Source organism: Nostoc sp. JL31, from assembly GCF_017114965.1.
Classification (GTDB): Bacteria; Cyanobacteriota; Cyanobacteriia; order Cyanobacteriales; family Nostocaceae; genus Nostoc; species Nostoc punctiforme_A.
Map to the genome: position 1 here is coordinate 23,856 of NZ_JABXKO010000113.1, position 13,275 is coordinate 37,130.

General features: G+C 41.9%; 16 protein-coding genes. 7 read left to right on the forward strand and 9 right to left on the reverse strand.

The window, feature by feature from the left end:
* Window positions 1-411: 411 nt before the first annotated feature.
* On the reverse strand, window positions 412-660 hold the full coding sequence (locus HWQ43_RS28995) for a DUF6761 family protein (RefSeq protein ID WP_099102685.1): 249 nt from the start codon (window positions 658-660) through the stop codon (window positions 412-414).
* Between the two features lie 578 nt (window positions 661-1,238).
* Here HWQ43_RS28995 and HWQ43_RS29000 point away from each other — a divergent pair.
* Window positions 1,239-2,012, forward strand: coding sequence for a response regulator transcription factor (locus tag HWQ43_RS29000; RefSeq protein WP_094349507.1), 774 nt, complete (start codon window positions 1,239-1,241; stop codon window positions 2,010-2,012).
* 95 nt (window positions 2,013-2,107) lie between these two features.
* Here the strand turns inward: HWQ43_RS29000 and HWQ43_RS29005 are convergent, their stop codons facing one another.
* The 4 genes from HWQ43_RS29005 to HWQ43_RS29020 form a co-directional block, all read right to left on the reverse strand.
* Window positions 2,108-2,881, reverse strand: coding sequence for an ATP-binding cassette domain-containing protein (locus HWQ43_RS29005; RefSeq protein ID WP_292740087.1), 774 nt, complete (start codon window positions 2,879-2,881; stop codon window positions 2,108-2,110).
* 67 nt (window positions 2,882-2,948) lie between these two features.
* On the reverse strand, window positions 2,949-3,515 hold the full coding sequence (locus HWQ43_RS29010; RefSeq protein ID WP_292740089.1) for a hypothetical protein: 567 nt from the start codon (window positions 3,513-3,515) through the stop codon (window positions 2,949-2,951).
* Between the two features lie 68 nt (window positions 3,516-3,583).
* Window positions 3,584-4,045, reverse strand: a complete 462-nt coding sequence (locus HWQ43_RS29015) for a DUF4079 domain-containing protein (protein ID WP_292740091.1) — start codon at window positions 4,043-4,045, stop codon at window positions 3,584-3,586.
* Window positions 4,046-4,187: 142 nt separating this feature from the next.
* Window positions 4,188-4,583, reverse strand: coding sequence for a DUF1830 domain-containing protein (locus tag HWQ43_RS29020; RefSeq protein ID WP_194041932.1), 396 nt, complete (start codon window positions 4,581-4,583; stop codon window positions 4,188-4,190).
* Between the two features lie 589 nt (window positions 4,584-5,172).
* Between HWQ43_RS29020 and HWQ43_RS29025 the strand changes: the two genes are divergently transcribed.
* The 4 genes from HWQ43_RS29025 to HWQ43_RS29040 all read left to right on the forward strand — a co-directional run bounded on the left by HWQ43_RS29025 (window position 5,173) and on the right by HWQ43_RS29040 (window position 9,185).
* Window positions 5,173-6,765 (forward strand): photosystem II high light acclimation radical SAM protein, encoded by a 1,593-nt coding sequence (locus HWQ43_RS29025; protein ID WP_292740095.1) that lies wholly within the window; start codon window positions 5,173-5,175, stop codon window positions 6,763-6,765.
* An 87-nt stretch (window positions 6,766-6,852) separates the two neighbouring features.
* Window positions 6,853-8,250 carry a DICT sensory domain-containing protein gene (locus HWQ43_RS29030; protein WP_292740097.1) on the forward strand — a complete coding sequence of 466 codons (1,398 nt, stop codon included), beginning with the start codon at window positions 6,853-6,855 and terminating at the stop codon, window positions 8,248-8,250.
* Complete coding sequence (locus tag HWQ43_RS29035; protein WP_292740099.1) at window positions 8,247-8,885, forward strand: pentapeptide repeat-containing protein; 639 nt, start codon at window positions 8,247-8,249, stop codon at window positions 8,883-8,885. Before HWQ43_RS29030 ends, HWQ43_RS29035 begins: the two co-directional genes overlap by 4 nt.
* Window positions 8,886-8,888: 3 nt before the next feature.
* Window positions 8,889-9,185, forward strand: coding sequence for a hypothetical protein (locus HWQ43_RS29040; RefSeq protein WP_366932929.1), 297 nt, complete (start codon window positions 8,889-8,891; stop codon window positions 9,183-9,185).
* 60 nt (window positions 9,186-9,245) lie between these two features.
* Here the strand turns inward: HWQ43_RS29040 and HWQ43_RS29045 are convergent, their stop codons facing one another.
* The 3 genes from HWQ43_RS29045 to clpS all read right to left on the reverse strand — a co-directional run bounded on the left by HWQ43_RS29045 (window position 9,246) and on the right by clpS (window position 11,331).
* Window positions 9,246-10,154, reverse strand: coding sequence for a pentapeptide repeat-containing protein (locus HWQ43_RS29045; RefSeq protein WP_292740101.1), 909 nt, complete (start codon window positions 10,152-10,154; stop codon window positions 9,246-9,248).
* Complete coding sequence (locus HWQ43_RS29050) at window positions 10,151-10,984, reverse strand: type II CAAX endopeptidase family protein (RefSeq protein WP_292740302.1); 834 nt, start codon at window positions 10,982-10,984, stop codon at window positions 10,151-10,153. Before HWQ43_RS29050 ends, HWQ43_RS29045 begins: the two co-directional genes overlap by 4 nt.
* 65 nt (window positions 10,985-11,049) lie before the next feature.
* Window positions 11,050-11,331: an ATP-dependent Clp protease adapter ClpS gene (gene clpS / locus HWQ43_RS29055; protein ID WP_104907504.1), complete on the reverse strand. Its 282-nt coding sequence runs from the start codon at window positions 11,329-11,331 to the stop codon at window positions 11,050-11,052.
* A gap of 295 nt (window positions 11,332-11,626) precedes the next feature.
* Between clpS and HWQ43_RS29060 the strand changes: the two genes are divergently transcribed.
* Window positions 11,627-11,992: a hypothetical protein gene (locus tag HWQ43_RS29060; RefSeq protein ID WP_292740103.1), complete on the forward strand. Its 366-nt coding sequence runs from the start codon at window positions 11,627-11,629 to the stop codon at window positions 11,990-11,992.
* 217 nt (window positions 11,993-12,209) lie between these two features.
* Window positions 12,210-12,383 carry a hypothetical protein gene (locus HWQ43_RS29065; protein WP_292740104.1) on the forward strand — a complete coding sequence of 58 codons (174 nt, stop codon included), beginning with the start codon at window positions 12,210-12,212 and terminating at the stop codon, window positions 12,381-12,383.
* 226 nt (window positions 12,384-12,609) lie between these two features.
* Here HWQ43_RS29065 and HWQ43_RS29070 read toward each other — a convergent pair whose 3' ends face one another.
* Window positions 12,610-12,810, reverse strand: a complete 201-nt coding sequence (locus HWQ43_RS29070; RefSeq protein WP_094349495.1) for a hypothetical protein — start codon at window positions 12,808-12,810, stop codon at window positions 12,610-12,612.
* Window positions 12,811-13,275: the final 465 nt, after the last annotated feature.

Here is a 13,275-nt window from a genome sequence, read left to right on the forward strand (position 1 = left end):
CGTTTTTAATATCCTTGAAAGGAGAGATACTATTTATTTCCCCTTTCAAGGGTTTTTTAATCGGTTTCTGACAAAAATACTTTATCTACAGCAGTTTGCAGGTAAGTGAGGTAAAAAGTCTAGGACTCACATATCAGATATAAAAATGTTTCTAACTCCTGTCTTCTGCCTCATAACCCGTGGCTTTTTACTTATGCAAAAGAAAACAGCTGTACATTGGGCTTGATTCATTCCTAGACAACAATCCCCTCAGTCTAATTGGCAAAACCAATATAGGGCTGAGGGGATGCGTTTAATCAATACAATATCTCCAAAATTTCACACCACGACAACCCGTTGACCAATACAGATAATATGCTATAATTATCTGCGGTAATTAACGGTTACTATCAATGACCAGGTAAATGGTACTTAGTAGTAATCGGGTTGTGGCTGTGGTTGCGGCACTGCAAAGTTTGATCCATCGTACAAGAAGCGGCTGGCTTCCTCTTCTAGGCGATGAATCAGAAAAGGTTCAATGACGTTGCTATGTCGTAGTGCGGCTAGATATCCATCCAAATACATCCGCATGTCATCCGTGCGATAACCGCGATTCCATAACTCGATGAAGGCATCGGTGAGTCTTTGGTAATAGCGGATGGTTTGTGTGTCTTGGAGCATAACTGCTGTATTGATCTCTTTGGAATGAGAATTGTAAATGATTCACGCTAAAAAGTGAAGTGTAATTTCACTTTGGCATTAATTCAAAGTCAACACATCTACTTTGGGTACTACCCCTAGCAGCTACAACCTACTTTAATCCTATTCCAGAAAACATCGATTCTAGTTATCTGCTCAGTTATTTGTCTGATTTTCATATTCAATGGCCCAATTGTATTGGTGTTATATTCCTGGACGAGGGCAGTAATTTTGCGGAGAAATCTACTTTTACGATCAGGTTGAAAAGCTGTTGTATTAACGTTTAGCTGATTGGTTATAGATATTCCCACATTACACCCATTAAAAGCAGAATGTTAAGCTACAAGAATTTTTGATACGTCTAACAACACTGCTGAGAAATTTAATAAAAATTTAATAATATTTCTAATCCCCTATCGGTAAGGCATAAATTAAAGATATTGCCACGTTTTTTATGAGGAAATGTAAAGCTAATAGCAGTTGAAGTAACAAAGGCTACAAAACCTTAGAGATGGGCTTGTTACTTTGAAAGTCATCAGACGCTAAGGGGTCTTGCCGCCGTGGGTTCGGTTTGTATAGAAATCATTGAGGGGAATCCCCATCTGAGGTCGTTGTTGGGTTGGCACTTGCAACAGCTGGAATACCGCGTGCATCAAGCTGCCAGTATTTATCAAGCAAGGGAAGTATTTTTAAGCCATCAACCAACACTGGTAGTTTTAGATGCAGACCTGCCTGATGGTGATGGCATTGAGTTTTGTCGTTGGTTGCATCGTCAGCAACAGCCTCTAATCTTAATGCTATCTGCCCGTAATAGTGAAGCTGATATAGTCGCAGGTTTAAAGGCAGGTGCAGATGATTACCTGAGCAAACCTTTTGGGATGCAAGAGTTTTTGGCACGGGTAGAGGCACTGATTCGCCGGAAGCGCACACCTACTGCACCAGCTTATTTGGATTATGGCACTTTGCAAATCGATTTAGTTCAGCGTCGTGTCCGCTTTCAAGGGGAGTTTATTGACTTAACGCCCCAGGAATTTAGTTTGCTGTACGTTTTGGCACAAGCTGGGGGAGTACCTCTAAGTAGATCGGAATTGCTGCGTCGTGCTTGGCCTGACGCTATCGATAATCCTCGTACCATTGATACTCACGTTTTATCGCTGCGGAAAAAGGTTGAACTCGATCCCCGGCAACCCAATTTGATTCAAACTATCCGCAATGTTGGATACCGTTTTAACATGGAAATTTTGAATACCAATATTTCACAGTCACAAACAACAAAGTTAGCTAGAGAGAGATTTAATAATCAACGTTCAACACTTACTAGTAGTCAAGTGTAAATGGGGCATGGGGCATGGGGCATGGGGCATGGGGCATGGGGCATGGGGCATGGGGGAGTAAGAAAACGACTCCTGATTCCTGTCTCATCCAAATTTTAAAATCCAAAATCGTCTTGAGCTGCTGCTTGAATCAGGCTTTTTCGTAATTCAATCCAGTCTATCTCTGAGGCTGTTTGATTTGCGAATAAATGACCTTGTTGTAGGTGTAATAACCGAGTGCAAAACATCTGGGCTAGTTCCAGTTGGTGATTGACCATCAGAATCGTGGTTTGATGAGTTTGACTCAACTGTGTTAAGACTTGCATTAGATGAGAAGCCGTACCAAAATCGAGGGCAGAGGTTGGCTCATCTAATAATAATATTTTAGGCTGGATGACTAAGGCACGAGCGATCGCTACTAGTTGTCGTTGTCCCGCAGAAAGTTGCACCTCTGTTCGCCCTAACCATTCATTGGGAATGTGCAGTTGGTCTGTCCAATGATTGACTCGTTGCTGAATTGTCTGTTTGGGCAAACCACGCAAAACTAAAGGATAAGCCAAGGATTGCCCAACTGTCATCCCCAACAGCTTTGATTCTTGCAATACAAGTACAAGCATCTGCCGTAGCTGGATGACAGGAATTTGGCGATATTCTTGATTTTCTAGATAGAGCTTACCACTCGTGGGTTCAATTAGGCGGTTGAGGAGGTGTAATAACGAAGTTTTACCAGCGCCTACTGATCCTACAATGGCAATACGTTCGCCCTGAAATACTTCCAAGTCAATATCTCGCAATATGGGATACCCTTGCTGATTGCCTGGAAGTTGGGTTTTCAGCTTTGTAAACAGATTAACTTGCTCTAGCCTGAGTGTGGCTTTTGCTGTATTCAAGGGGAGTAGGGAATGGGGAGTGCGGACTTGGGGACTGGGGAAAAATAACCAATGCCCATGCCCAATTTTAAGTTAATTGTCTGTTAGTTAAGGCTGTAGTGATCGCCCAGCCATCGACTAATAGTAGCAGCAGAGTGAATATTAGTAAAATCAGGTACATCCACGGCTGGGCTAAAGGGCGAACATCTGTGGTGTCAATGCTCGTCTTTGCTTGGACAATTTGCACCAAACGGGCAAATCCAGCTACACGCATCGGTAGTAAATAAGCTTTCCCATCCAGGCTAAGGAAGTAATAAACTAGCCCTCCTTGCCCAGTGCTGCGAGGTTTTAACTCTTTGACTTGTGACCAAGGTAAAGACCAGCCTTTACGAAAAAAGCGAGGCACCCAGGCGGGGTAAGTAACCTGAATTCCCTCGTCATCTACCATTACTTGTTCAGTTAATACCGCATACAAGGCAATTAAACCGATGCCAATCCCTATCCACAATAAGCCTGGAGGTACGGGTGCAGCTGTTACCTGCGATAAAAATGGTAATGGGACTGTTAGTGCTATGTATAGACTCAGCAACGTTATCCGAATCAAAGGAGACAAACGAAAAACAGAAGTTGAGATATTGGCTGAGTTTGCTGTCACGGCTCAATTACAATGCTTTTCTTCATTGTAGGGTAGGTCTATGTCCCTGGTAGTTGATGTGTGGTAGTTCACGGTAAATACTTTTGTACTACAATCCAACCAGTAAGGGATACCCAGGCAAATCCTACAAACAGAATAATATTTACGCCGATGTGTAAGGGTCTAGCCCAAGGTCGTCTGACACTAATTTGAGTGGCACTGAAAGCAGATAGTAAAACTAGTGCTACCACTATTAATCCAGCGATTAAGTGTGATGAGTGACCTAAAGAACCAAAGTGCCCCCAAGTGCCAACAATACCGATCGCTAGCAGTAGTAGCACTAAACTTACCATGCTGATGCCCATTGTATAGTGGAGCGATCGCACCCCTTTATTTCCGCCCAGAAATGGGGTAATAAAAGGAAATTGCTGCGAAGTTCTTGCTCGAAACATCCAAACGCCGGTAATTGCTAACATCAGATATGCCAGCAGGGACAATCCCATTGACCAGGCGGCTATTTTCCACAACCAAAGAAATGAAGGCAGATTCATAAGAATGATTGTAGATGAGATGGCAGAAATGAGGGAGACAAGGAGAATAATCAATGCTCCATACCCAATAAATAATAAACAAAAAGTAAACAAAAAGGGTTGCTAAATTAGCAACCCTTAAATTTAATAAAATTGTTTTTTTTTAATCAACCGATGCTAAACCAAGAATTTGCAAGGGTTTTGTAGTATCTCCGATTTTTGTATTAATTTGCTGCACCATTAGTTTGGTATTAAAAGGGTCTTTTTCATCTGATGAGTCTGTATCAAACTCATTAGTACTGGGTTCTTCGAGCATCAGGCGATCGCAGGGAATCTTATCGGATAAAATTGCACTTGCCATCATCCCTGTATGAATCTCCACTTGACCTTTTCGCGGAGCTTCAAAAACTAAACGTTGTCCAGGGAAAACAACCCTTTCAAAATACCAGTTGGGAATATTGGAGATGCGAGCTACCTGTATTTTGCTCGTGGCATTAATGTAGCAGCAGAGAATTTTTCCCGATTGCTCGGGTGGTAGAGGATCTAATATTTGAGCCATAACTGCTGAGGAGCTTTACGCCACAATTTTACATTACACTAGCCAAGCCTAGCACCCACTGATCCCCAGTTGCTGTAACTGCGAATACCAACTGAGTCGTTGTAGATTATTTATGTCTAAAGATATATTTTCAGTTGTGATAATTTTGTAATTTTTCACACCTTTTTCGGAATTATACACTAAAAATAAAAGTTTTTGATATTTTTTCTTGGTATAAAACTTTCAATTCCTTAAAGCAGATTGTTAAGGAATTGACATAACAACGATCCCCTTGCTTTTAGCATAGCGAGGAAGTGAGTTTTGCTGTTTCATCTATCCCAAGATTAATCGCCTGGGATCATCGCTTAATGAATAAACTCGATGTTATGGTAAAGCTATATGAAAAAATGTCTTCATAAAGCTCTCTATAGATTCTATGTATGTTTTATGCATAGAAATTTTAGCGTTTTCCGCAGTTGCTAACGGCAGCTTCGTCTATACCAATAATCTGCTTAAATGTCAAGCACAATTGTGATAAATAAAACCAATATAAAACAAGCACACACTTTAAGACTGGATGTTTCTCTCGCTTTCTCCACAGATTGGCAAGATGGAAGTTAAAACACAGATGATCGAAAATCGAATTCTTTACGTTCGCCTTCCTTGTAACCCCATCTTTCCTATTGGGGTTGTCTACTTGAGCGATCATGTCCACAAGCAGTTTCCTAATATTGAACAGCGCATCTTTGATTTGGGAACAGTGCCACCTTTAGATTACAGTTCGGCCCTGGATCGCTGTATTGATGAATTTAAACCGACACTACTAGTATTTTCTTGGCGGGATATTCAAATTTATGCCCCAGTTGGCGGACGTGGTGGCAACCCACTGCAAAACGCTTTTGAATTTTACTACGCCAAAAATCCTCTATTGAAACTACGCGGCGGATTGGGCGGTTTGCGAATCTTCATCGCCTACTATGTAGAGTTGTGGCAAAACCAGAGCTTAATCAAACGCGGTTTGAAACGTGCCCAGAAATATAATTCTGATGCTCGTGTAGTTGTCGGTGGTGGTGCAGTCAGCGTATTTTACGAGCAATTAGGTAAAAGCTTACCCCAAGGGACAATTATTTCTGTAGGTGAAGGCGAAACCTTGCTGGAAAAACTTTTAAGTGGCAGAGATTTTCGAGATGAACGCTGTTACGTTGCCGGAGAAACTCAACCACGAAAACGGCTAATTCACGAACAACCCACTCCAATAGAAAAAACCGCTTGTAACTACGACTATATAGAAAGCATTTGGCCGGAATTTAACTTTTACCTGCAAGAGCAAGACTTTTATATAGGTGTACAAACTAAGCGTGGTTGTCCTCACAACTGTTGTTATTGCGTCTACACCGTCGTCGAAGGCAAACAAGTACGCATCAACCCAGCAGATGAAGTCGTTGCTGAGATCCGCCAATTATACGATCGCGGCATTCGCAATTTCTGGTTTACCGATGCCCAATTCATCCCCGCGAAAAAATTTATCGCCGATGCGGTAGAATTATTGCAAAAAATCGTCGATTCTGGTATGACAGACATCCATTGGGCAGCATATATCAGAGCCGACAATTTGACACCAGAGTTGTGTGACTTGATGGCGAAAACCGGGATGAACTACTTTGAAATCGGCATTACCAGTGGTTCTCAAGAACTTGTGCGGAAAATGCGGATGGGGTACAACCTACGAACCGTCTTGCAAAACTGTCGTGATTTAAAAGCCGCTGGTTTCAACGACTTAGTTTCCGTCAACTACTCCTTTAACGTCATTGACGAACGTCCCGAAACCATCCGCCAAACCATCGCTTACCACCGCGAACTAGAACGGATTTTTGGTGCTTATAAAGTCGAACCTGCCATCTTCTTTATTGGACTACAACCCCATACCCATTTGGAAGAATATGCTTTCAAAGAAGGCATCCTCAAACCAGGGTACGATCCAATGAGTTTGATGCCGTGGACAGCCAAAAAACTTCTCTGGAATCCCGAACCCCTTGGTTCATTCTTTGGCGAAGTCTGCTTGCAAGCTTGGCAACAAAACCCCAACGACTTCGGGCGCGAAGTCATGAAAATCTTAGAAGAAAAGCTGGGTTGTGCTGACTTAGAAGCAGCACTGACAGCACCATTAGAGACGAAAGAAAAACAGTTAGCAGGTGTATCCTAGAAAACACTAAAATGTGAAGAAATTCAGAATTCTGAATTTCTCCCTCTATCTTCCTCAGTGCCTCTGCGGTTATTTTTACCAAATCCCATGTTAGAAGGTTCAATCCTACAACAGCTGGAAGCAGCTCATCGCCACACCACCAGGCCAATTCGATTCGGTGTTTACTACAAAAATACCTTAGTTGCCCTGTGCCACGCTTTAGAAGACCATATCTTAACCGATGACGGTACACCCTTAGTCATCGCAGCCTTCCAACAAGGTAAATGGTATCTACAAGAAGCTCAACGATATGCAGACATCGCTCAATGTAGTTGCCAAATTGCCATCATGGCTGCTGCTGAATCTGGCTTTGCTGAACATCCTACCAGCCAGCTACCCAATGTAGACTTAGTGGCATTAGATGCAGGCGATCCAGTGGCGCAAGAGTGGCACTTAATTATCTTATCGCCTAAATACACAGCAATGGTAATTTGTCAAGAATTATCAGAGGCTGATTATGGCAGCGCTGGAGTACCGACATCGGACTTAGAGCGCAAATTCTATGGCTTGTGGACATTTGAGCCAGAGTTAGTACAAGAGACAGCAGAAATAGCGATCGCTCACATCAAAAAATACAACCCAGAACTGGCGGAAAAACTCACAGGCAATAAACAACAAATTGTACCGTCAATAGACAGATCCCAAAATTTAGGTGCAGTTGTCTCCCGTGTAGTAGATTACCTCCAAACTGGGCAAGAGAATTTATCTATCCCTACAGCCCTTCAGAAACAAACCCTAGATCGCAACTTGGTTTCTAACGAAATCCAAGCCTTTTTGCGAATGGCGCAACTGATGGATATGGCAGATGTCAACAATCCAATGGCAGCTGCGGAAGTAGTAGTACTTGCTGAAGCGATCGCCCAGCTTTTGGATCTTCCCGCATGGCAGATTAAGAGGTTGCGGCTAGCGGCTTTGTTACATCGCATAGATCCATTACAAAAAGCAGAAAGCGTACTCACAGGCGGTATATCCACACGCTATCAAGAAGACGCCCCCAGTTCTCCCTTAACTTGTCCCTTGGTACCAGGGGCGCAAGTATTGCGAACCATGCCAAGATTACGAGCAGTTGCCCAAATTATCACTCACCAAAGCGAGTGGTGGAATGGCACAGGGGAACCAGCAGGTTTAGCTGGAGATGAAATTCCCCTAGAGTCGAGAATTTTGGCATTATTAGCAGACTTTCAGTGGCGACTCAATCAGCGAAAATTGTCAAATCAAAGCCGGGAACAGATATTTACTCAAGCATTAGATGAGTGCAGACAGCAACAATCTACCCGCTTTGACCCCAAACTTGTAGATACCCTAGCTTTATTAGTTATGGGTTTACAACAGGGACTCGACTTACCCTTAATGACACCCAAATTCAGCGCCGGTATCTGGATACTTGATTCCCAATGGGATAACCACAGCAAGATAAGTGAGCAGATTGGTAGTTACTTTACATGAATATTGAAGCCATTAGATTAGGAAAACTCAAACAACTTCCAGGGGCAAATTTAGAAGACGAGGAACTCTCTCGACTGGATTTAAGCCGGATTAATCTTGCTGGTGCTACCCTTGTCGGCACTAATTTCGCTGGTTCTAAGCTCGAAGGAGGGCATTTGGAGGGGGCAAATTTGATGGGAGCCAACCTCCAAGAAACTGACTTGCGAGCGAATTTGATGGGAGCGAACCTGATGCAAGCAGATTTAACAGGTGCTGACTTGCGGGGTAGTAACTTACGTGGTGCTAACTTGATGGGAGCCAGACTCAGTGATGTGTCATTGGTGGGTGCTTTCTTGAGTGGTGCCAATTTAATGAATGTGAACTTGCAAGGCGTTGACTTGCGGGGTGCTGACTTGCGCGGTGCAAACCTGACTGGGGCAAATCTCAAAGGTGCAGATTTGAGTCGCGCCGATTTGCAAGGAGCTTTGTTGAGTGAAGCAAACCTCGAAGAAGCCGACTTGCGGGGGGCGAATTTGGCGGGGGCGAATTTGACGGGAGCAAATTTACTCTGTGCAGAGTTAGAAGGTGCAAATTTGAGCGGCGTTAATTTAAATAAAGCTTGTGTGGTGGGTACTGTGGTTGAGACACTTGCGTAAACATTGCACCAAAAAACCACTTATGCCGATTATTTGTATTTTCGAGGACTACCCACAATGACACCCGTCGCGGCACAAGTCTCAATCACCGCGATCATTGCCATGTTGAGCGCGATCGCCAATCGGCAATGGGAACAGTTCAAAGAACTGGAAGTAGATTTTGTATCCCAGTATGGAGTAAAGGTATGGCAAGAGGTTTTTAATTTCCGTCTCAAGCCAGCACTGGATAAAGATTCTGACAGATGGCTACTGATTCAGTGGCGTGGTGAAGGAATTATTTCAGTCAAAAATGTGGCTTAGCTGGGATCGCAAATAGTTCTAATATTCTTTGCGATCGCTGTATTAGAACATAACAAATTCTTAAAAAGGAGAAAGCCTTTTAAATTCCATTTGCTCATTTAGAGAATTAAATCCATTCGGGAACTGTGTAAACTCGTTATAATAAGCTCCACGCCAAATAGTATGAGAATCGTAGATAACCTTCTGTAAATTAAGACTTGTTAGAGAAGCACCGCTCAGATTAGCTCCACTTAGATTAGTATCTATAAGATAACCGCTCAGTTTAGCTCCTTGCAAATTAGCATTTATCAACTGTGCTTGCTGCAAATTTGCACCTAAAAGTGAACTATAATCTAAATTGGCATTTGTAAGGTTAGCTTCTTTGAGATTTGCATCACCCAACCTGCTCAAACTTAAATTCGCACCCTGTAAATTTGCCTTTTTTAGATTAGCATCATATAGTTCTGCTGACTCTAAGGAAGCGCTCTTTAAATTAGCTTTCTCTAAATTTACTTTATTGAGTTTTGCCCAGTTTAGTTTTGCATTAGTCAAATCAGCATCACTCAGATTGGCTTCGCTTAAATCCAAACCTGATAAGTCAGTTTGAATAAGTTTCGCTCCCCTCAAGTTAGCTCCTTTGAATGAAGCCTCATAGGTAACATTACAGTAATCATCACCAATTTCTGATATACCCATTTTCCCTTTATCGCCAACATCATCTCGCCATCTGAGTTCAGCTTTAGTTAAATCAGCCCCTTGTAGATTAGCTCCGTCTAATTTAGCATTAGTCAGTTCAGCTTCTCTTAAATCTGCTCCAGCTAAATTAGCATTTGTTAAATCAGCACCACCTAAATCACACTTGGGGCATTTTTTAGTTGTTAGCAACTGCTTCACATGAGCGGGATTTGAAGTTTTTTTAGCCTGACAATCTTTACAACTAGAAAGAAAAATAAGTAATAAAACTAATACGATTAATATTTTTATTTTCATATATGACGCGATCGCTCAGTTCGCCCCCGTATCCAAAACGCTAGTACACTCATTAACAACACCCCCATCACTCCTTGTAGAGGATTATTATTCACACCAGTTACCCAATCAGGAACTTGACCAGAATATTTCACTAATTTACCTACATTAATAATGTAGTAACCCCAAACTAAACCACCATGCAAACCAATTGGAAAACCCAAGCGTCCCCTCCGCCAACGCTTTCCCCATACCTGCGTTAACCCCAGCAGTACTAAAGCTGGAAATTGCGGCAGTGTATGAATAATTGCCTCCAAGGGTTTAATAAAGTGCAATGTAGCAAACGCAGTTGCATCTGTCCACAGTGCCACACGCAGACTGTAATCTCGTTGTAATTCATCTAGCAACCAGCCTCGGAATAACATCTCCTCAGCAAATCCAACACCTAAGCCAACAAGTAAACCCTCTAAAACAACTTTCAACAAAAAAACTTTCGGTTGTTGCCACACCAACCAACCCAACAAACTTTCTACCCCAAAAAGTATCAGAATATTAATTATCCCCAGAGCCAAGCCACGTAGTAAATCCACACCGTTTTGCCGCGTGAATTCTAAGCCATAATGCCGCAGAATTTGGGGCTGCTGGTAGACATATTTACCCCATAGTCTCAGGAGAAAAATAAAGATCGCATATAACAATACCAATGTCAATATACTTTCTAAGTTTGAATCATGTACTAGTAAGTATATTGGTGTAGCCAATGGCAACCATAGCAACAATAAAGTCAAAATAAAACAGCCCAGCCTGATAGGGGCAGGGTGTTCAGCTAAACGGACAAGGTTTTCTTTCATACCAATGTAAGTCACCAGCCAATACTCTAAACTTCGACTAATGACCAATGACCAATGACTAATGACTATTCATCAGGTTCAATCGTGCTACTTAAACCGTGACTTATCAATGTTTCGCAATAAAACTCAGCGTGTTCCAGAGCGCAAGTAATGACTAAAGCTAGCCCGTTAGTATGGGCTTCCATCATGATGCTCACAGCTTGGGGTTGGGTAAGGCTAGGTACAGTGGCGATTAGCGACTGTACAACATGCTCCATAGAGTTGTAGTCGTCGTTATGGAGCAAAACGCGATACCGAGGCGCGAGCTTGCGGGTTGTGGAAGGCTTTTCAATGGTTTCAACTGACACGGCTCTTTGCTCTTTTCTCGTTACTTCACTACAACAAAGTCTCTGTTTTGCGATCGCTCAACAGTTGTTTACCTATTCTATAGTATTTCTGCTCAGATACTATGCGAGGAAAACCCTTTGCTGGCAGGGATTGGTTGTATTAGTTTTGCGTAGCCACTTGATAAGGCACACGTCTAAGACATGGCTGCCGTAAGAGTGCTACCCTAATCTTACAGAAGCTTTTCTTAAACGTAGCGCATTTTCACTTTTAAGATTAAAGAAGTTGCAAGCAAAATAATCCTTGCCCCTGCCCAAGATGGACATGAGCCTAGATTTTCTTCAAACGGGACAAATTGTGTCTCTAGAGTATGGCGACAGGAACCTGTATGCAGAAGTCATTCAATTTGTAGTTTCCCGCCAGTTGTGCTGGGTGCGTCCTTTATTAATGGTTACTTTCATAGAAGAATCACCCCTAATTACTGATTTGCGAGATGCATCTGACTTACTTTGGCCTGCAAATTTATTTCGCCCAGCATTAGACACAGAAGTAATTACCTTTTTGAGCCAACTTTTAGCGAAAGAACCAAAAACTGAACCTGATTCAGTCGCAAAGCAGCAACTGAATCACTTTATTCATCAACTTTGGCAAGCCTATCAAGAGGGATTGGTGATTGGGGATTAGGGATTGGGCATTGAGAATAGACAATATAGAGACTTCTTGAATAATTCTTCCTTGTCTTCCTTGTCCCTCTTGTCTTCCCAGTCCCCATTCCTTAATTCCCAGCGTCTTACTCAACTGTAGCTAATACCAGAATCTTTCAGGCGTTGAATACTGTGAAATTCGATTGCTACATCCTTCGCACTCGAAATTTTTTCGTACCTTCGTAAGGTGGATAATTGTGGTTAGCAGCGTCCTCAATAACCTCATGCATCGCCTGGAGGATATGACTAGAAGTCAGTCTATTCGATCGCCAGCAGCCATATTGATGATATCAACTCCCTTAGCAACGAGTTCATTCCGCTTGTGGACAATTTCAGCAAACAGATTGGGAGGAATTTTTTTAGGCGTTTAGCGAACTGTATGGAAATTTTCGATGAATGCACAATGTAGAGGTTCAGTAGCACAGTTTACGCCACCTAAAGTATTTAAATAATCAACCTCATAGAAAAATACTAGCAATGATATGACACTTGTATCCCCCTGCTAAATTTAATTACGAATTACGTTAGGAAGTCCTTGTACCTTTACAGAGAAGCAAGCTATACAACTTCTCTTAGAAAGCGTCATTATGAATTATTTTAAAATCCCAGGCTAGGAACCAACTGGATTCGTCCAGCATCCATCTCTGCCATTAATAATTCTAGAGCTTCGTAATCAACATCAGAAATGTAACCCAGTTCCGTCAGTTCTGAGTTGATTTCATTCTCTATCTCAGGAGTTAGTTTTTTAATGTCAAGAGCTTTTTCTACCAATTTACGAATAGCGTACTGAGTTCTCATAAGTAATAATCCAACTGTAATATGACACTAATCATCCCAGATCAGCCTCAGTATAAAGAGTGATCCAAATACTAACTTATTAGTGATATATATCACAATTTAATTAGTTAGATAGATAATTCACTATGACTTTGCCGTATGCCATCAGCAACGCTAAAGTGGGAGATTTAACCTAACATTAAGACTTGGCTAAATTAGCTTTAGTTATAGACTAAGCAAGGTTTCTCAGCATAGTTACTGATAATTTGTCTGCTCTATGGCCGTCTATAGTTGATTGTTTTTGAACTGAGGTAAAAAAAAAGTATATATAAACACATTTTAACCTGGAATTATAACAATCTTTAAACAGACATAGTAAAGCAATAAAGATTCAGCAAAGAGAGCTAAGACGTATGGTCGATGCAACAAAATAGAGTTTATGTTCAAATAATCCTTAGCTTGACGCTTCAAAATTCTTAATAGGAT